Here is an 18,411-nt window from a genome sequence, read left to right as displayed (position 1 = left end):
CGTGGAGAGGGTGGTTCAGCGCAGAGTGGCCGGGTCGAGCTGCCAACGGAACGGCTCGACGACGGTCAGAGTCTCGCCCGGCTTTGCCACCTGGTCCTCGACGTAGTGCTCACCGTCCAGCCGGAACAGCCGCAACGAGTGACCATCCCCGTCCTGCTCGACCAGCAGGTACCAGGGGATTCGCGCAATGGCGTAGAGCTGCATCTTGACCAGCCGGTCGGCGGCGGCGTTGCCGGGCGAGACGATCTCGCAGACGAGCACCACCTCGGCAGCCTCCACCGCCGTGCCCTCGTCGTCGGTGTCCGCAACAACCACATCCGGGATGACGATCCGATCCACCCCGAGCCGCACGTTGACCGCTCCGAAGACGGCGAGGCCGTCGGCCGCGCGCTCGACATGGTCGGCCAGCCGGCGCGATACCAACTGGTGGCGCTTACTCGGGACCGGGCTCAGAAGCAGGCTCCCGTCGAGCAGCTCGATCCGGTCCGGGGTCTCACCCAGGGCGAAGTAGTCGGCCTCGGTCCAGAGTCCGATGTGGTGTTCCAAGGACAACGACCCCATCTGTAATCACCTCTGCCTTCATGGCCACCCGATCCGTCTCAGGCACTACGAGCCGGTGCCTCGGGAGCGACACGGAACGCCGCCGGTAGGCTCGCGCCCCATGATGTCGATCGACGGGCTGGGCGACCTGTGGGACACGCTGTTCGGCGCGCAGCCGGACCCGCCCCCGCTGCTGGTGCTGATCACCGCGGCCGTCGCGCTGGTGGTGGTGTCCACCCGACTGCCCTGGCGGATCGCCCGTAACGCCATCACCATCGCCCACGAGGGCGGGCACGCGCTCGTCGCCCTCCTCACCGGGCGCAAGCTGCGCGGTATCCGGCTGCACTCGGACACCTCGGGGCTTACGCTCTCCGCCGGGCGCCCCACCGGTCCCGGCATGATCCTCACCCTGCTCGCCGGATACGTCGCCCCGCCGTTGGTCGGGTTGGCCGGTGCGTGGCTGCTCGGCGGCAACCGGATCACCCTGCTGCTCTGGGTTGCGGTGGCGCTGCTGCTCGCCATGCTCATCATGATCCGCAACGCCTTCGGCGTGGTGTCGCTGCTGGTCACCGGCGCGCTGGTGTTCGCCGTCTCCTGGTACGCCACCCCGCAGGTGCAGGCCGCGTTCGCGTACGCCGGGGTGTGGTTTCTACTGCTCGGCGGGGTGCGACCGGTGGTGGAGCTGCAACGGCTGCGGTCGCGCGGCCGGATGCCCGCCTCCGACGCCGACCAGCTCGCGGGGCTGACCCCGTTCCCGGCGTTCTTCTGGGTGACCGTCTTCGCCCTGGTCAACCTGGCCGCCCTGATCGCAGGCGCCCTGCTCCTGACCGGCCCGATCCTCACCGATGCAGGCCTGACGCTCTGACCCCCCCGGCCTCCGTCCGGGTCGATCAAGGAGCTGTGGTGGGCCGCGAAAGCCGCAATACCTCCGCAGCCAGGCACCACAACTCCATGATCGACGGCGGGAGGGGTGGCGGCGGGCAGAATGGGCGTCATGCGGTACGTGATCATTGGCGCGGGTGCGGTAGGCGGGACCATCGGCGTACGGCTCGCCGAGGCCGGCAGGGACGTGACACTGGTGGCCCGGGGCGCTCACCTGGACGCGATTCGTGCGCGGGGTCTGACCCTGCGGCAGCCCGACGGTGAGGTCACCGCCCGGCTCACCGCCGTGGACGGGCCCGACGAGCGGCCACTGCCTTCGGACACGGTGCTGGTGCTAACCGTCAAGTCGCAGGACACCGCCGGTGCGCTGGCCGCCTGGGTGGACGCCCCGGTGGTCGGCGGCGGCACGGCGGGCGAGCGGTTGCCGCTGGTGACCGCCCAGAACGGGGTGGCGAACGAGCGAGCGGCGCTACGCCTCTTCGCCGACGTGCACCCGGTCTGTGTCTGGCTGCCGGCCACCCATCTGGACCCGGGCGTGGTTGTCGCCAACGGCTACCCGCACCCCGGGATGCTCCACATCGGTCGCTACCCGGGCGGCGCCGACGACACCGACCGGGCCATCGCCGCGGATCTGGACGCCGCCGGTTTCGTCGCCCCGGTGCGCGCGGACGTGCTGCGCTGGAAGTACGGCAAGCTGCTCAGCAACCTCGGCAACGGCCTCCAGGCGCTGCTCGGGCAGGGCATCCCGGACGCGCTGGTCGAGCGGGTACGCGCCGAAGGTGTCGCCGCGCTCGCCGCCGCCGGGATCGCGCACACCTCGCCGGAGGAGGAGAAGGCCGAACGCGGTGACCTGGTGGGGCAGCGCCCGGTCGACGGCGAGGCCCGCTCGGGTGGCTCCACCTGGCAGAGCCTGGCCCGGGGCACCGGCTCGACCGAGGTTGACCACCTCAACGGCGAGATCGCGCTGCTGGGCCGGCTGCACGGCGTGGCGACGCCGGTCAACGTCGCCGTCCAGCGGGCCGTACGCCGGGCGGTCCGGGAGCGGATCGCGGCTGGCGCGTTCCCGCTCGTCGAGCTGGAGAAGATGATCGCCTGATCGGGGCAACCGACGACCCTGCCCGGCGCGTGTTCCCTGCGAGCGACACGGGGAGGTAGCGGGTGCCGGACGTCGACGGGTTCGACGAGTTCTACCGGGGGAGCCGTCAACGGCTGCTCGGGTTCGTCTATGCCCTCACCGGCGACCGGGGCGAGGCGCAGGACGCCGTGCAGGAGGCGTACATCAGGGCGTGGCAGCGTTGGTCGACGGTGAGCCGGTACGACGAACCGGAGGCGTGGGTGCGGGTCGTGGCCAGCCGCATCGCGGTCAGCCGGTGGCGCAGCCTGCGCAGTCGTGCTCGCGCGTACCTGCGACACGGGGCCGTCGAGACCGTTCCCGGCCCGGGCACCGACACCGTCGAGGTGGTCGCCGCGCTGCGTCTGCTACCCGAGGAGCAACGCGTCGCCATCGCCCTGTACTACCTGGTTGGCATGCCGGTCGCCGAGGTGGCACGGGAGACCGCGGCCCCGGTGGGCACGGTCAAGGCTCGACTCTCCCGGGGGCGCGCCGCGCTCGCCGGTCTGCTCGCTGTCTCTGACCTGGAGGAGGCCACCGATGCGTGACGAACCGACCTTCGTCGAACACGTCCGGCGGGACCTGCTCGACGTGCGCTGGCCGGAGCCGCAGGAGATCCGCGCCCGAGCCCGTCACCGCAGCCAGCGCAGGATCGTGGTGTCCACCGTCGTGCTGGCCCTCGCCGGGGTTTCCGCCGTGGCGGTCGCCGCGCCGAGGACGTCCCCGCCACCGGTGCACCCGGCCGCCTCCGCCGCGCCGACCCGGCACGAGATCACCACCGACGCCCTGCTCCAGCCGACCGACCTGCCGCAGCCGGTCGACGTGCAGCTCAGCGAATCAGGACTGCGGGAGTCGATCCGGCTGGATCAGCTGCTCACTTACTGCCGGACGGATCAGGGGTACCCGGATGGCGTGCAGGTGTCACTGCTGTCCCGGTCGCAGACCCTGGTGCAAAAGAACGCCCCGAGGGCCATGACCGAGAACGACGGTCTCGTCACGCAGGATCTCTTCCGGCTGACTCCGGACGGGGCCGCCCAGCTTCTCAGCAGTCTGGACGAACTGACCGCCCCATGCAGGGAGTACCGGAGCGTCGGGCCGTACCAGGTGGGGGAGGCTAGTGGCACCGCCGAGGCGGTGCACCGCTGGACGGTGACCCAGCGGGACTTCGCCGGCGACGGGGCTGTGCTGCTGCGTCACGACGTCTCGCAGCCCCGCGATCAGCAGACCGGCAAGCCGATTGGCGACCTGCCTCGGCCGACCAGCACCGCAGTGGTCCGGGTGGGTGACCTGATCACAGTGCTCGGTGTGGGGCAGACCGGCACCGAGCCAGAGCTTCGCCGCCTGGCCGAGGTCGCCGCCCGCCGGATGTGCCTCGCCGCCAACCCGCCCTGCTGACCCCGGCCGCGGCGATGATCCGCACAACATCAGGGTTGTTGCTGCCTCCCGCCGCCCGGAGGCAGCAACAACGCTGAAGTTGCGCGGATCAGGCGCGATCAGGGGCCGCAGGGGCCGTCACAAGGCTCAGAGCGGGATGTTGCCGTGCTTCTTGGGAGGCAGGGTCTCCCGCTTGGTGCGCAGGATGCGCAACGCCCGGACGATCTGGGTGCGCGTCTCGTGCGGGGGGATCACCGAGTCGATGTACCCGCGCTCGGCCGCCACGTACGGGTTGGCCAGAGTGTCCTCGTACTCGGCGATCTTCTCGGCCCGGACCGCCGCCGGGTCGTCGGCGCCGGCCAGTTCGGAGCGGTAGAGGATGTTCACCGCGCCCTGCGCGCCCATCACGGCGATCTGGGCGGTCGGCCACGCGAAGTTCAGGTCCGCGCCGAGGTGCTTGGAACCCATCACGTCGTACGCCCCGCCGTACGCCTTGCGGGTGATCACGGTGACCTTGGGGACGGTCGCCTCGGCGTACGCGTAGATGAGCTTGGCGCCCCGGCGGATGATGCCGTCCCACTCCTGGCCGGTGCCGGGCAGGAAGCCGGGCACGTCCACGAAGGTCAGCACCGGAATGTTGAACGCGTCGCAGGTGCGGACGAACCGGGCGGCCTTCTCCGAGGCGGCGATGTCCAGGGTGCCGGCGAAGTGCATCGGCTGGTTGGCCACCACGCCCACCGGCCGTCCCTCGACCCGGCCGTAGCCGACCACGATGTTCTGCGCGTAGAGCGGCTGGACCTCCAGGAACTCCCCGTCGTCGAGGACGTGCTCGATCACCGTGTGTATGTCGTACGGCTGGTTGGCCGAGTCCGGGATCAGGGTGTCCAGGGTCCGGTCCTCGTCGCTGACGGTCAGGTCGGCGGGAGCCTCGAGGACCACCGGCTCGTCGAGGTTGTTCGACGGCAGGTACGACAGCAGTGCCTTGACGTAGTCGACCGCGTCCTCCTCGTCGCTGGCGAGGTAGTGCGCGTTGCCGCTGCGGGAGTTGTGCGTGCGTGCCCCGCCCAGCTCCTCCATGCCGACGTCCTCGCCGGTCACCGTCTTGATCACGTCGGGGCCGGTGATGAACATGTGCGAGGTCTGGTCGACCATCACGGTGAAGTCGGTGACCGCCGGGGAGTAGACGGCGCCGCCGGCGCAGGGCCCCATCACCAGAGAGATCTGCGGGATGACGCCGGAGGCCCGCACGTTGCGGAAGAAGATCTCACCGTAGAGGCCGAGCGAGACCACGCCCTCCTGGATGCGCGCGCCACCGGAGTCGTTGATGCCGACCACCGGGCAGCCGATCTTCATGGCGAGGTCCATCACCTTGACGATCTTCTGGCCGAAGACCTCGCCGAGCGAGCCGCCGAAGACCGTGAAGTCTTGGGCGAAGACGCACACCTGCCGGCCGTCCACCGTGCCGTAGCCGGTGACCACACCGTCGCCGTACGGGCGGTTCTTCTCCAGCCCGAAGGCCGTGGACCGGTGCCGGGCCAACTCGTCGAGTTCGACGAAGGAGCCCTCGTCGAGCAGCATCTCGATTCGCTCGCGGGCGGTCTTCTTGCCGCGCGCGTGCTGCTTCTCGACCGCGCGGGCCGACCCGGCGTGCACCGCCTCGTCGACCCGGCGCTCCAGGTCCGCCAGCTTGCCGGCAGTGCTGTGGATGTTGGTCCCGGTCTCGGTAGTCACCCAGGGAATATAACGATGGTTCAGGTCGGTGCCGCTGTGCAGTACGCCTCAGTGCCGCCGTGGCGACCGTCGTAGGCTGGCGGAATGTCGGGCTCCCCGTACACCAATCTGGACCGCCCGCCGCTGTCGGCGGCCCGGCTGAGCCGCGCGTTGATCGCGCCGAACGGGCCGTGGGCCCGGCTGGAGCTGCGCGCCGAGACCGGCTCCACCAACGCCGACGTGGCCGAGGCCGCCCGGGCCGGCGAGCCCGAGGGCCTGGTCGTGGTCGCCGAACAGCAGACCGCCGGGCGCGGCCGGCGCGGTCGGGTCTGGCAGTCGCCTGCGCGCGCCGGCATCGCCACCAGCGTGCTGCTACGACCCGGCGAGGCCGTGCCGGACCGCGGCTGGCTGCCGGTGACACCCACGGGGTACGGGTGGCTGCCGTTGCTGGCCGGGGTGGCGCTGGTGGAGGCGGTGGCCCGGTTGGCCGAGCTGGAGGCCTCCCTGAAGTGGCCCAACGACCTGCTGATCGACGGCGCGAAGTGTGCGGGCGTGTTGGCCGAGGTCGTGCCGGGTCGTTCGCCCGACGAACCGCCGGCGATCGTGCTCGGCATCGGGCTGAACGTGACGCTGCGCGCCGACGAGCTGCCGGTCAACCCGACTGGGTTGCCGGCCACCTCGCTGCAGCTGGCCGGCGCGGTGGCAACCGACCGGGACCCGCTGCTGCGGGCCCTGCTGCGCGCGGTGGCCGAGTGGTACGACCGTTGGCGTTCGGCGGGCGGCGACGCGGTGGCCAGCGGCCTGCGTGATGCCTACCTGGCGGCGTGCGGAACGGTTGGTCGTGAGGTGCGCGTCCTGCTCCCCGACGGGGAGGTTCTGACCGGCACCGCCACCGGGGTGGACCGGGACGGCCAGCTTCAGGTGGCCACCCCGACGGCCACCCGCACCCTGGCCGCTGGAGACGTCCTCCACCTGCGCTGATCCACCCTCTCGCGATCTTGCGGTTGCCGCCCACGCGCGACGGGCGAGAGCCGCAGGGCGGCGGCCCGACGTGCATGATCGGGAAGAGCGGGGTGGGGCCGCGTGGCGGATGTTGTGGTGGGCCCTGGGGGGTTTACCGTCTGCGCGTCGAGAAGAAGGCGTTGGAGGTTCCCCGTGGCGTTTCCAGAAGACGTGCTCACCAAGGACGAGCACGTCGTGCTGCACCTGCATCCGCACTGGAAGGCACTGATCCGGCCGATCGTGGTGCTGGTGCTGGCCATCGCCGCGGTGGTGGTCGGCGTGCTCCTGCTGCCCGAGAGCAGCGGCGGGTCGATCGCGATCGCCGTGATCGGGGTGATCGCCCTGGTCGCGGTGCTCTGGCTCGGTCTGTGGCCGTTCCTGGTCTGGCGGACCACCCACTACCTGTTCACCAACGAGCGCGTGCTGCTCCAGCAGGGTGTCTTCTCCCGGGACCGGCGGGACCTCCCACTCACCCGGATCAACGACCACTCGATGAACCAGCACTTCTTCGAGCGGCTGCTCGGCTGCGGCACGCTGACGATCGAGTCGGCCGGCGAGCGCGGCCAGTCGGTGCTCGCCGACGTGCCGGGGGTCGGTCGGGTGCAGACCACCCTGTACGAGCTGGTCGAGGCACAGCACGACAAGCACTCGCTGGGTGACGGGGAGATGCGCGACATCCTCGCCGACATGCGCGAGGGAAAGCCGCTGCGCGACACCACGACCTGATCGTCCGCGCCGACTGAGGCCCGCCCTGGCCGGAGTCGGGGCGGGTCAGTCGTGTGGTTCGGCCTTCGCCGGGCCGCCTTCGGGCTGTTCGGGCCGGTCCGGGCTGGTCTCGGCCGGCCTGGTCTCGGCTGGGTCGCTCTCGGCTGGGTCGCTCTCGGCTGGGTCGCTCGCGGGCTGGTCGGCGCCGGTCGGGCCGTGGTCGGGCCGGTCAGCCTCGGACAGATCCGCCTCGGGTGGGTCGGCCGGGCCCGCTGGTTCGGCCGGTTCCGCCGGGCCCGCTGGTTCGGCCGGACCGGCTGGTTCGGCCGGGCCGGCTGGTTCGGCTTCGGTCGGTCGGGCGGCGAACCAGCCACGGAAGCGGGTCCGCAGCACCTCCTGCTCGGGCCGGTCGTCCGGGCCGAGGCGGAGCATGGTGCCGGTGAGGCTGACGGTGCCCAGCCCTGAGCGGGCGGTGGACGGCCTGGCGCCCATCACGTCGACGCGGACGGCGAGTCGGTCCCCGGCGCGCACCGGAGCGAGCCAGCGCAGCTCCTCCAGACCGGGGGAGGCGTCCGCAGCAGCCCGGGACAGCAGGTGGTCGACGTACGCGCGCATGAACAGGCTGACCGTGTAGAAGCCACTCGCGATCAACCCACCGTGCCGGCTTTCCCCGGCCAGGTCGGTATCGACGTGGTACCACTGCGGGTCGAAGCGGCGGGCGAAGGCGACCATCTCGTCGCCGTCCACGGTTACCACGCCGAGATCGACGGTGAGCCCCGGGACGAGATCCTCGAAGAACAGCTCGGCGGGTTGCCCGGTGCCGGAGCGCGTGGCGGGTGTCGTCACCGGCGGGGCGAGCGGCGGGTGCCGGCGTGCAGTTCCGCGGCGAGTTCCGCGTCCAGGTCGGCGGCGGGGCTGACGCCCGGCCGCGTGGCCCAACCCTGGGTGGGTGCGCCGGGCGGTAGGTCACCGCGTTGCACGGACTCCGCTTCCTCCAGCTCGGACACGGACTCGGCGAGCTCAGCGACCGGGTCCATCTCCGCCATGGTGTCCCACTCGTCGCGCGGGATGCCGTGCCAGGTGGAGTCGGGCTTCGTCTCCTTCTCGACTGGTGCGACGGGTTGGAAGACGAAGGTTCGGTAGGACCAGAACCGGAACAGCGTGGCCAGCAGGACACCGACGGTCTTGGCCACGTTCAGTGCCAGGAGGCCGTGTACGCCGAGGCCGTACTTGGCCGCGGCCACGGCACCAAGCTCAATGAGCAGGCCGGCACCGTTGAATAGGAAGAAAAGGAGGTATTCCCGGCGAAGTGCCGATTTCGGGCGATCCCGGTACGTCCAGTGCCGATTCATCAGGTACGACGTGATCGTGGCGACGATGGTCGCGATCACGGTCGCCTTCAGCTGGCCATTGACGAAAACAGTCAGTGCAAGGGCATTGAACACCGCGTAATTGATGACAGTGTTGATGCCGCCGACGATGCCGAACTTGAGCGCCTCGTGGATGAACTTCTGCCAGCGCTCAGGCAGCAGACGGACAAGACGCATGCGAAACACCTTAGGGCAGTTGGTGCGGCCGGTGATCACCGGCCGAACGAGGTGGGCGGCAGGTCACGCTCGGTGGTCACGCTCGGGCTTCACCTGCGGAAGAGTCGGGGTTCCCGCTTCGATGAAGACGAACCGCCGGTACGACCAGAATCGGAACAGCGTGCCGAGTCCCGTGCCGACGATGTAGCTGGCCACGTTGTCGGCCAGACGCGTCTGGAACACGGACGGCCAGATGCTGCCGAGCCCGTACCGGCTGAGCGCGAGGCAGGCCACCGCGATGCCGAGGCCGACCGCGTTGAACAGGAAGAACAGCGCGTACTCACGGGCCGGGTTGTTGCGTTGACGGTGTCGCCACGTCCAGAACCGGTTGCCGATGAAGGCGACGGAGGCCGCGATCACGGTGGAGATGGTCTTCGCCGTCAACTCCTCGACGCCGCGACTGCTCGTCAGGTAGTTGAAGAGCGCGAAGTCGATGATGAAGGCGATCCCGCCCACTGTGGCGAACTTGCTCATCTCGCGGACGAGGTGGCCGAAGCGGTCCAGCAGTTTGCCGACCAGACCCTGTCGGGTCTGCCGGGGTCCCGGTTGCTCCCCGGTCATCGTGGCGGCCACGGAGGGAGCCTACCGGTTGCCGACCAGTCAGAGGGGTAGCAACGGCGAGCAGGCGTGGTCGCTCGAAGGAGCCCATCACCCTGTGCGAAACCGTTGAACGCAGCGTAACCAATTGGGAGGACTGACGCGCCCCGGAACGGGAATCCACGCACCGGTCGGCGGGGCAGGTCACGGTCCGACCGCAACAAGCGTCCGCCGGGGTGCACAACAAGATTTGCGTGAAACTGCGCGGGAAAGCGGGTATCAGCTCGTGATGCCGCAGCGTGGCCGTACCTTGTGCAGTTCTTCACAACCAGTCCCACTGACTCGGAAGGCTGCCCGGTTTACGCTGAGGCCAATCCCAGGTTTCCACGAAGGCGACGCATCGCGCCGCTGAGTCTCGTGCATCCCATAGATCGGTCAGCGTCGACCACAAGGAGATGTGTCATGGTTGCTCCGGCTGTTGTGCGGGGTATTGATCAGGCCCCGACGTCCCATCCGAAACTGCTCGCCTGGGTCCGTGAGGTCGCGGAACTGACCACCCCCGATCGTGTGGTCTGGGTGGACGGGTCCGACGACGAGTGGCGCCGCCTCACCGACGAGCTGGTCGAGGCCGGAACGCTCATCCGGCTGAACCCGGAGAAGAAGCCCAACTCGTTCTACGCGCGTACCGATCCGACGGACGTCGCCCGGGTCGAGGAGCGCACCTACATCTGCTCCGTCGACGAGGCGGACGCCGGCCCCACGAACAACTGGATGTCGCCGCCGGAGATGAAGCGGACGATGACCGATCTCTACCGCGGCTCGATGCGTGGTCGGACGATGTACGTCATCCCGTTCGTCATGGGCCCGGTCGAGGCCGAGTCCCCGATGTTCGGCGTCGAGATCACCGACAGCCCGTACGTGGTCGCCTCGATGCGGATCATGACGCGGATGGGCGCCCGGGTTCTCGAGGCGATGGGTGACGACGCGGACTTCGTGCACGCGCTGCACTCGATCGGCGCCCCGCTCGCGCCCGGCCAGCAGGACGTCGCCTGGCCGTGCAACGAGACGAAGTACATCTCGCACTTCCCGGAGACCCGGGAGATCTGGTCGTACGGCTCGGGTTACGGCGGCAACTCGCTGCTCGGCAAGAAGTGCTACTCGCTGCGGATCGCGAGCGTGATGGGTCGGGACGAGGGCTGGCTCGCCGAGCACATGCTGATCCTCAAGATCACTTCGCCGGAGGGCAAGACCTACCACATCGCTGGGGCGTTCCCCTCGGCCTGCGGCAAGACCAACCTGGCCATGGTCGAGCCGACCATCCCGGGTTGGAAGGTCGAGACGATCGGCGACGACATCGCCTGGATGCGGTTCGGCCCGGACGGCCGCCTCTACGCGGTCAACCCGGAGTACGGGCTGTTCGGTGTCGCGCCCGGCACCGACTGGAAGACCAACGCCAATGCCATGCGCACCCTGGACCGGGGCAACTCCGTCTTCACCAACGTCGGCCTCACCGACGACGGTGACGTCTGGTGGGAGGGCATGGGGGAGCCGCCAGCGCACCTGATCGACTGGAAGGGCAACGACTGGACGCCGGAGAGCGAGGGCCTCTCCTCGCACGCGAACAGCCGTTTCTGCACCCCGATCACCCAGTGCCCGATCCTCGCCGACGAGTACTTCGACCCGAACGGCGTGCCGATCGACGCGATCCTCTTCGGTGGCCGCCGCAAGGACACCATCCCGCTGGTGACCGAGGCCCGCGACTGGGTGCACGGCGTCTACATGGGTGCCACGCTCTCCTCGGAGACCACCGCTGCCGCGTCCGGCGCCGTTGGCGTGGTCCGGCGGGACCCGATGGCGATGCTGCCGTTCATCGGCTACAACGCCGGGGACTACTTCCGGCACTGGATCGAGATGGGCAAGGGCACCGACGGCGACGAGGCGAAGCTGCCGAAGATCTACTACGTCAACTGGTTCCGTAAGGACCCGGAGGGTTCGTTCCTCTGGCCGGGCTTCGGGGAGAACTCCCGGGTGCTCAAGTGGGTCGTCGAGCGGATCGAGGGCACGGCCGACGCGGTCGAGACGCCGGTGGGCATGGTTCCCGCACCCGACGCGCTGGACGTCGAGGGCCTGGACATGACCCCGGAGGACGTTCGGATCGCCCTGAAGGTCGACCCGGACGAGTGGCGCAACGAGCTGCCGATGATCACCGAGTGGTTCGAGAAGTTCGGTGACAAGCTGCCGGGCGTGCTCTGGGCCGAGCTGGACGCGCTGCGCGCCCGCCTCGACGCCGCACAGCCGCAGCGGTAGGTGTGAAGACCGCCCCCTGCGGGCAACATCGGATCCCATGAGGACGGCCGCCGAGACCCAGGTCCGGCGGCCGTCCGCCGTCCGGGTGCTCACCATCCTGCTCGCGACGACAGCGGCGGCCACCGTCGTGGTCGAGCTGCTCAACTGGTGGTACGCCCCGGAGCAGGGTTTCGGGCTGGCCGTACGGACCGGCTGGGCCATGCTGCGCTCGTTCGGTTTCCTGCTGTTGATCGGGCACGTCCGGAAGGGCCGGACGGTCGCCCGCCCGTTCGGGCTGATCCTCGCGGTCACCACGATCTTCGCCGTCGGCCGGCTCATCGTGCCTCGGCAGGGGGTGCCGCCGCTGCCCGGCCTGCTCGGCTTCGCGATCCTCACAGCGCTCTGTGCCGCAGTGGTCTGGCTGCTCTACCGCTCGTCGGCGTTGGCCGGGCACCTGGTCCGGCACCGTCCACGCCTCGTCATCGACCGGGCCGGCATCTCCTGGCGGGAGACCCCTCCACGCCGGCCGCAGGCCAGCGCCTGGCTGCTGACCAGCCGGGTGGCGGCGTTCACCTACAGCCCGCTGATGCTGGTGCCGGCCCTGGTGGCCGGGGGTTCCATCCTGGACGGGCGGCTGACCGCGGTGCCGGCCGTGCTGCTCTGGTTCGGCGCCGGCATCGCCGCCAGCTACGCGGTGCTGTTCTGCACCGCGTTCCTGATGCGGGGCAAGGACTGGGCGCGTGGGCTGCTGGTCGTCGTCACTGTGGCCGTACTCGCGGTGGACCTGCCGCTGTGCTGGTGGCTGTTGGGCGTGGACGGCCTGGTCCGCGACGGCGGCCCACTGCTCGCCGCGGCTGGGCTGACCCTCTACGGTTTGCGCCGCGCTTCCCGCGCGGACGACGTCGCGCCGGCCTGACGGCGGCGCCGTCCCGCGCCCGGCTGGCCGCCATCTCTCAGCTCTGACCAGGTAGTGACAGCCGCTGTAGAGCTGCCCCAGATATGGGGCGACCCGCGCTGAAGTCGCGCCGCCCTCCGCGCCTGTGCCCGCTCCTGCGCCTGTGCCCGCTCCTGCGCCTGTGCCCGCTCCCGCTCCCGCGTCCGTATCCACGCCGCCAAGGGCACTGCCCGATGCCCTGGATGCGGGGCAGCGCCCAGGGCCCTGCCCGATGCCCCACATTCGGGGCAGGTCTACAGGCTGTTGGACAGATGGGCCCGCCTCCGAAGAGGCCGCTCATGCCTCCCGGCATGAGCGGCCTCTTCTGGCCACGTCTGGACTGCTCGCGCCTGCCGCTGGCGGCGTTCGCGTTCCTCACGGCAGGAAGTCAGCGCCGTGCGGGTGCGGCCCGCACGAGCGGACAGAGGGCAGGATGGCGGGTGGCGCCGGTCACAACGGTCGGCGTGGGCGGCGCGGGTGGATCGTCGGGGCGGTGCGGGGACAGGCACGGCCGCACCGCGTTGGTCGGAGGGAGGCGCGGTGAGCGACGAGTTCGACGTGGTGGTGGTGGGAGCGGGGCCGGCCGGGGCGGCCGCCGCGCTGACGGCGCGACGGGCTGGTGCCAGTGTGCTGCTGCTGGACCGGGCCGACTTTCCCCGGGACAAGGCGTGTGGCGACGGGATCGCCGCGCATTCGGTGGACGTGCTCGCCGAGCTGGGGGTGACCGAGGCGGTGGAGGGCTACGCGCCGCTGCCCGCGCTGCGGATGATCGCGCCGGGCGGCGGCGCCGTGGCCCGGGCGCTGCCCCGACCCGCGTACACAGTGCCTCGGAAGGTCTTCGACGCGCGTCTGGTGGCGGCCGCAGTGGCGGCCGGCGCCCAGTTGCGCCGGCACACCGTGCGCCAGGTCGAAGCGCGCGCCGACCGGGTGGTGCTCGACGGCGAGTTGTCCGGCCGGGTGGTGGTGGGCGCGGACGGCGCCGGGTCGGTGGTCCGTCGGGCGCTCGGCCACCCGCAGAATCCCGACCGGCACCTGGCGCTGGCCATCCGGGGGTACGCTCCGGCGCTGCCCGGCCCGTCCGAACAGCTCATCGTCACCTCGAAAGCCCGCTGGCCGGCGTACGCCTGGTCGTTTCCGATCGGTGACGGGCGGGCCAACGTCGGGTACGGGGAGGTGCTGCGCGGTGAGCCGTTGAGCCGGGCGTACCTGCTGGACCGGCTGGCCGCGCTGCTGCCCGGCACCGACCTGGCGACGGTGACCGCGTTGCGCGCCCATCACCTGCCACTCTCCACCCACCGGCCGTCACCGGGTCAGGGGCGCACGCTGCTGGCCGGGGACGCGATGTCGCTGATCAATCCGTTCACCGGGGAGGGCATCTTCTACGCGCTGCTCTCCGGTGCGCTGGCCGGGGAGGCAGCGGCCCAGGCGCCGGAGACGGCTGCCCAGCGCTACGCCCACGGGTTGCGCCGCCGCCTCGGCACCCACCTGCGACACAGCTCGGTCGCGGCGTGGTTGGCCCGGCGGCGTCGGGTGGTGGATGCGGCGGTCCGGGCTGCCCGCCGGGACGACCGGGTGTTCTACGACGTGGTCGAACTGGGGCTGGGTGACGGACGCCTCACGGCCCGCACGCTGGCAATGATCGGGATCAGTCTGCCCGGCGGGGATGGGGCTCCGAGGCAGTGATCTGGTCGAAGGGTCGCTACGCTGCTAGGTGATGACGCTGCGGAACCTTATCTACTCCGTCTACGAGCGCCGGCTCACGGCGAAGCTCGCGGGTAAGCCGGTGCCCCGACACGTCGGGGTGATGTGCGACGGCAACCGCCGTTGGGCGAAGGAAATGGGCTTCGTCGACCCGAACGACGGGCACCGGGTCGGCGCGGCGAAGATCAAGCATGTGCTCGGCTGGTGTGACCAGGCCGGCGTCGGCCACGTCACCCTCTATCTGCTGGCCACCGACAACCTGCGCCGTCCGGCGAGTGAGCTGGACCCACTCCTCAAGATCATTGAGGACCTGGCGGTGGAGTTGGCGGAGGAGGGCAACCCCTGGCGGCTGCGCATCGTCGGGGCTCTCGATCTGCTGCCGGCGCAGACCGCGGCGGCGCTCAAGGGCGCCGAGGAGCGCACCCGTGAGCGCACCGGCGGTGCGGAGGTCAACATCGCGGTGGGGTATGGCGGTCGCCGGGAAATCACCGACGCGGTCCGCTCGCTGCTGCTGGAGCACGCGGCCACCGGCGGCACGCTGGAGGAACTGGCCGAGGTGCTGGACGTCGAGCACATCGCCGAGCACCTCTACACCCGTGGCCAGCCCGACCCCGACCTGGTCATCCGCACGAGCGGCGAGCAGCGGCTGTCCGGCTTCATGCTCTGGCAGTCCGCGCACTCGGAGTTCTACTTCTGCGAGCTCAACTGGCCGGATTTCCGGCACATCGACTTCCTGCGGGCCCTGCGCTCGTACGCCACCAGACAACGCCGCTACGGCGTCTGAACGGGCGGCGACAGAGCTGTCGCCGCCCCGACCGGTCAGGGCAGGTGGGTCAGTGCCCGGGTGAGGAAGTCACCCAGCGCAGCCGGGGACTCGATCGTCAGGTCGGCGGCGTTCGCCACCTCCTGACCGGTCTCCGGGTTGGCCACAGCCACGCAGACGCCGACGAAGTGCGGGTCGGCCGCGGCGCGGGTGCGCAGCGCCGCGAAGGCCTTGATGTCCGAGACGTCGTCGCCGAAGTACCAGGCGCCGGTCGCACCCTTGATCGCCTCGCCGATCACCATGCCCTTGTCCCGGTCGACCGGGGGCTTGAGCTCCAGCACCATCCGCCCGGCCTGCACCCGCAGCCCCAGCCGGTCGGCCTGCGCCTGCCCCCACTGCTGCACCGTGGAGCCGAGCTGCGGGGCGGTACGCCAGTGCAACGCCACGGAGAGCCGCTTGTACTCGACCAGCGTGCCGGGCGGCAGCTCCGCCCGGGCCTGGTCGGCCAGCTCCTGCATGGTCGGCACCCAGGGCAGCGCGGCCGGCTCGGTGACGGTTTCCCCGCCGCAGTGGCTGTGCTCCAGCCCGTAGAGGCCGTAAAGGTCCACGCCGGTGAGCCCGCCGAGCTGGTCCCGGAGGAACTCGACGGGCCGGGCGGACACGATCGCGACCCGCTGCACGATCGGGGCCAACGCCTCGATCGCGGCCAGCACCTTGGGCGCCGGGCGCACCGCGGTCGGATCGTCGTCGACGGGCGCGAGCGTGCCGTCGAAGTCGAAGAAGAGCACGGTCCCGGCCGCCCGGCTGGCGGTGATCCGCCAGGCCTGGTCGGCGTTCAACGGGGTTCTCGGCTGCTGATTGCCCAGATTCAACGGCGGCACGCGCGTCAGCGTACCCCGGCGATGGGGGCTCATTCCTGGCCGAGCGGACCCGTTCGGCGGTACGAGATCAGCGCTCGGCGGCTCCTCGTCCGCGCCGGCCGAACGGCACCACCGCCGCTTCCTGGCCATGGCTCAACAGGTAGCCCTCCACGAACCCGGTATTGCGATCGCCGGTGTGGTTCTCGATCTCGTTGAGCCGTGCCACCAGAAACTCGGTGAGGGCGCTGATCCGGTTGTCGAGGCGCTCGTGCAGCTCGGCGACGACGGCCAGGATGACCGCGGTGCCGGCGGTGACGAGCGCAAAGAGATTGACGAGCAGCGGAAGCTGCCCACCTTCGACCGCGAGGGTCACCACGTTGCCGGTCGCCCACAGTGTCAACGACACCGTTGCGACCACGACTGCCAACCATTTCAGGGTCATGGACAGACCCCTCCTTCTGTCCCGCAGGGCTAGGTTCGGCCTTGTCCCGTCCCCCCGCCGATGACGAGCCCAAGCAGTACGAATAGGGACGCTAGCGTGCCCGTTCCTGCCCCGGAGGTAAACGAATGAACCCGACCAGGCGTTCTTTCGCTATCTGAGGAACTACCCTGCTTGATTGCCCCTTTTTCGGACATCGACCGGCAACGTTGGGCGGTATGCGAGATATCTGATGGTTTCCCGGATGTGGAACTTCTCCGCGTCCGACACGTTCGGGTCGACCAGGCGGCGCAGTAGCGCCTCGACATCGGGGTCCATCGGAGGGGCGGGTTGACCGGCGCGGGGGCCGGCCGTGGTGCGGTCCCAACCGAGCGCGGCGAAGGCGGCGGCCGGATTCAGCCCGAGGCCCTCGCAGAAGGCGACCACCCGTTCGGCTTCCGGGTCGCTGGCCCAGTCGCCCCGGACCCACCGGTTGATGGTCTGTCGGGAGACGCCGGTGCGCCGGGACACCTCGGTGCCACTCCAGGCCCGGGTCGCCCGTGCCTCGTCCAGGGCGCGTCGGACGAAGGTGGCGAAGGCGATCTTCCGCGCATTGGCCGTCTCGGTCACCCCGTGACGGTACGGCCAGCCGGCGACGGGCGCGCGCGCCGCCTCGCTGCTGTCACGCAGACGTGACGGGATCTTCGGGTTTCCGGTAAACGATTCAGCTTCACTGTTGAGGGGTGCCACGCGGGCAGAATAGATGCCCGTAGTGGCGAACGTAAGCGGACGAAAAGCTGATACTGTCACGCCCATGGGACAATCTACGGTGTGTCTCGTGCATGAGACGATTGGTGCTCACATGCGTCACGCCTCCGGTGCCAAGGGGGTGTGGTGACCGAGCTCGCCACCCGCGCCCAGGCCTTCGGGCTGATCGCTGAGGGAGTGGCCGCGGGGCTGACCGCCCCCTGGCGCCTCTACCTGGCCCGAGGCTGCCGCTACCTGTCGCTGAGCGTCGGCGATCGCATCGAGTGGAACGCCTGGCGTACCCATCTCGGCTGCCCTGAGCTGAGCGTCCGCGTCTACGACGCCGGCGGTGAGATCCGCAGGTCCTCGGTGGCCGAGGTCGTGCTGGACGGCTGCCGGATCAGCGTCGAGCTGGTCGAGGAGGTCAGCACCGACGACCTGGACCGGCTGCTCGTCGCGGATCCCACCACCATCGAGCCGGAGGAGCGATGACCTGCCGTCCTGGCCGGGCCGGAGCTGCCCGATGAGCCCCTTTCTCGCGGTCTTCCTCGTCCTGGTGCTCGGTGCCACCAGCTATGCGGCCGGCCGGCTGCACGGGCAGCTCAGCTACCGCATCGGCTACCGCTTCGGTTACCGGCAGGGCTACTTCGACGGTGATCGGGGCGCCTGGAACAGGCGTCGCCGTGACGCTCAGGCCGCGATCGCCTCGGCCCTGTCGGTCGCCCCGGCGAGCGTGACCCGCTCGGCCAGCACCGTCGCCCGCCCGGGCACCACGTACACCGGCTCGTCGTTCACCGCGCCGGCCGCCCCGATCACCGGGCGGCACCCGACCGGCACGCTCGTCCGACGTACCGGTTGAGGTCGGTCGGCGGGCGTACACCCGCCGACCGACGCCACGAACGCGGTGCGTCGTCCGCGGCGGACACGCACCGTCGGGCCCCGTCAGACCGGTGACGGTGGCCCCACCGGCCGGGATGCGCGCAGGGGGCATGCATCCCGGCCGGTTCCGCCGCGTCCACCGCCGGCATCCGCGCTGCTGAGGGACCAGGCCAACCGGTGTGCGCACACCCGACTTGGGAGATCCACGTCCGACCTCTAGCCGGAAGGGTCCGGCGGGGCTAGCGTCTAGGCATGGCACGGGGTTCTCCCGAGCCAGCCGGTCCGCCCGGATCTGCGACCTCGCGCATGGGGTTCCGCATCCGACCCCGTGTCCCCGGGCACCGGAGGAGGCGGAACACGGGTGGCGGGTGCCCAT

Annotated in this window: 20 protein-coding genes; 12 read left to right on the top strand and 8 right to left on the bottom strand. The window is 70.5% G+C overall.

What is annotated here, in order from left to right; genetic code table 11:
• Positions 1-15: 15 nt before the first annotated feature.
• A complete protein-coding gene (locus KBX46_RS17625) occupies positions 16-561 on the bottom strand; it encodes a Uma2 family endonuclease (RefSeq protein ID WP_210793267.1) in 546 nt (181 codons plus the stop codon).
• Positions 562-661: 100 nt separating this feature from the next.
• On the opposite strand from KBX46_RS17625, the gene KBX46_RS17620 reads away from it, so the two are divergent.
• From KBX46_RS17620 to KBX46_RS17605, 4 genes are all read left to right on the top strand, one after another.
• Positions 662-1,405 (top strand): M50 family metallopeptidase, encoded by a 744-nt coding sequence (locus KBX46_RS17620; protein WP_210793266.1) that lies wholly within the window; start codon positions 662-664, stop codon positions 1,403-1,405.
• A 129-nt stretch (positions 1,406-1,534) separates the two neighbouring features.
• On the top strand, positions 1,535-2,518 hold the full coding sequence (locus tag KBX46_RS17615) for a ketopantoate reductase family protein (RefSeq protein WP_210793265.1): 984 nt from the start codon (positions 1,535-1,537) through the stop codon (positions 2,516-2,518).
• Between the two features lie 62 nt (positions 2,519-2,580).
• Complete coding sequence (locus tag KBX46_RS17610) at positions 2,581-3,081, top strand: SigE family RNA polymerase sigma factor (protein ID WP_210793264.1); 501 nt, start codon at positions 2,581-2,583, stop codon at positions 3,079-3,081.
• Complete coding sequence (locus tag KBX46_RS17605) at positions 3,074-3,928, top strand: hypothetical protein (protein ID WP_210793263.1); 855 nt, start codon at positions 3,074-3,076, stop codon at positions 3,926-3,928. The genes KBX46_RS17610 and KBX46_RS17605 overlap by 8 nt, the downstream gene beginning before the upstream one ends.
• Positions 3,929-4,054: 126 nt before the next feature.
• On the opposite strand, the gene KBX46_RS17600 is transcribed toward KBX46_RS17605, so the two are convergent.
• Positions 4,055-5,638, bottom strand: coding sequence for an acyl-CoA carboxylase subunit beta (locus KBX46_RS17600; protein WP_210793262.1), 1,584 nt, complete (start codon positions 5,636-5,638; stop codon positions 4,055-4,057).
• An 84-nt stretch (positions 5,639-5,722) separates the two neighbouring features.
• Here KBX46_RS17600 and KBX46_RS17595 point away from each other — a divergent pair, with 84 nt between their 5' ends.
• Positions 5,723-6,598: a biotin--[acetyl-CoA-carboxylase] ligase gene (locus KBX46_RS17595; RefSeq protein WP_210793261.1), complete on the top strand. Its 876-nt coding sequence runs from the start codon at positions 5,723-5,725 to the stop codon at positions 6,596-6,598.
• 174 nt (positions 6,599-6,772) lie between these two features.
• A complete protein-coding gene (locus KBX46_RS17590) occupies positions 6,773-7,345 on the top strand; it encodes a PH domain-containing protein (protein WP_088946200.1) in 573 nt (190 codons plus the stop codon).
• Between the two features lie 45 nt (positions 7,346-7,390).
• Here the strand turns inward: KBX46_RS17590 and KBX46_RS17585 are convergent, their stop codons facing one another.
• From KBX46_RS17585 to KBX46_RS33305, 3 genes are all read right to left on the bottom strand, one after another.
• A complete protein-coding gene (locus tag KBX46_RS17585; RefSeq protein ID WP_210793260.1) occupies positions 7,391-8,170 on the bottom strand; it encodes a MaoC/PaaZ C-terminal domain-containing protein in 780 nt (259 codons plus the stop codon).
• The gene (locus KBX46_RS17580) at positions 8,167-8,871 is read right to left on the bottom strand and encodes a GtrA family protein (protein ID WP_210793292.1); all 705 of its coding nucleotides are present in this window, start codon (positions 8,869-8,871) and stop codon (positions 8,167-8,169) included. Before KBX46_RS17580 ends, KBX46_RS17585 begins: the two co-directional genes overlap by 4 nt.
• A 63-nt stretch (positions 8,872-8,934) precedes the next feature.
• On the bottom strand, positions 8,935-9,471 hold the full coding sequence (locus KBX46_RS33305; protein ID WP_210793291.1) for a GtrA family protein: 537 nt from the start codon (positions 9,469-9,471) through the stop codon (positions 8,935-8,937).
• Between the two features lie 438 nt (positions 9,472-9,909).
• Here KBX46_RS33305 and KBX46_RS17570 point away from each other — a divergent pair, with 438 nt between their 5' ends.
• From KBX46_RS17570 to KBX46_RS17555, 4 genes are all read left to right on the top strand, one after another.
• The gene (locus tag KBX46_RS17570) at positions 9,910-11,754 is read left to right on the top strand and encodes a phosphoenolpyruvate carboxykinase (GTP) (RefSeq protein WP_088946203.1); all 1,845 of its coding nucleotides are present in this window, start codon (positions 9,910-9,912) and stop codon (positions 11,752-11,754) included.
• Positions 11,755-11,791: 37 nt separating this feature from the next.
• Entirely contained in the window at positions 11,792-12,649 is an 858-nt protein-coding gene (locus KBX46_RS17565; protein ID WP_210793259.1) for a hypothetical protein, read from the top strand.
• A gap of 558 nt (positions 12,650-13,207) precedes the next feature.
• Positions 13,208-14,350, top strand: a complete 1,143-nt coding sequence (locus tag KBX46_RS17560; protein WP_210793258.1) for an NAD(P)/FAD-dependent oxidoreductase — start codon at positions 13,208-13,210, stop codon at positions 14,348-14,350.
• 31 nt (positions 14,351-14,381) lie between these two features.
• The gene (locus tag KBX46_RS17555; RefSeq protein WP_088946206.1) at positions 14,382-15,152 is read left to right on the top strand and encodes an isoprenyl transferase; all 771 of its coding nucleotides are present in this window, start codon (positions 14,382-14,384) and stop codon (positions 15,150-15,152) included.
• Positions 15,153-15,187: 35 nt separating this feature from the next.
• Here the strand turns inward: KBX46_RS17555 and otsB are convergent, their stop codons facing one another.
• The 3 genes from otsB to KBX46_RS17540 all read right to left on the bottom strand — a co-directional run bounded on the left by otsB (position 15,188) and on the right by KBX46_RS17540 (position 17,039).
• Positions 15,188-16,012, bottom strand: a complete 825-nt coding sequence (gene otsB / locus KBX46_RS17550; RefSeq protein WP_210793257.1) for a trehalose-phosphatase — start codon at positions 16,010-16,012, stop codon at positions 15,188-15,190.
• Between the two features lie 67 nt (positions 16,013-16,079).
• On the bottom strand, positions 16,080-16,433 hold the full coding sequence (locus KBX46_RS17545; protein WP_088946208.1) for a hypothetical protein: 354 nt from the start codon (positions 16,431-16,433) through the stop codon (positions 16,080-16,082).
• A 162-nt stretch (positions 16,434-16,595) separates the two neighbouring features.
• A complete protein-coding gene (locus KBX46_RS17540) occupies positions 16,596-17,039 on the bottom strand; it encodes an XRE family transcriptional regulator (protein WP_210793256.1) in 444 nt (147 codons plus the stop codon).
• A 264-nt stretch (positions 17,040-17,303) separates the two neighbouring features.
• Between KBX46_RS17540 and KBX46_RS17535 the strand changes: the two genes are divergently transcribed.
• Together KBX46_RS17535 and KBX46_RS17530 are read left to right on the top strand one after the other, a co-directional pair.
• A complete protein-coding gene (locus tag KBX46_RS17535; RefSeq protein ID WP_088951461.1) occupies positions 17,304-17,648 on the top strand; it encodes a hypothetical protein in 345 nt (114 codons plus the stop codon).
• Between the two features lie 31 nt (positions 17,649-17,679).
• Positions 17,680-18,015, top strand: coding sequence for a hypothetical protein (locus KBX46_RS17530; protein ID WP_088946210.1), 336 nt, complete (start codon positions 17,680-17,682; stop codon positions 18,013-18,015).
• The last annotated feature ends 396 nt before the right edge of the window (positions 18,016-18,411 follow it).

It is taken from the genome of Micromonospora sp. C81 (assembly GCF_018070425.1).
GTDB lineage: Bacteria > Actinomycetota > Actinomycetes > Mycobacteriales > Micromonosporaceae > Micromonospora > Micromonospora zamorensis.
The sequence above is the reverse complement of the archived record's forward strand: the minus strand, read 5'-3'. Positions and strand labels throughout refer to the sequence as shown.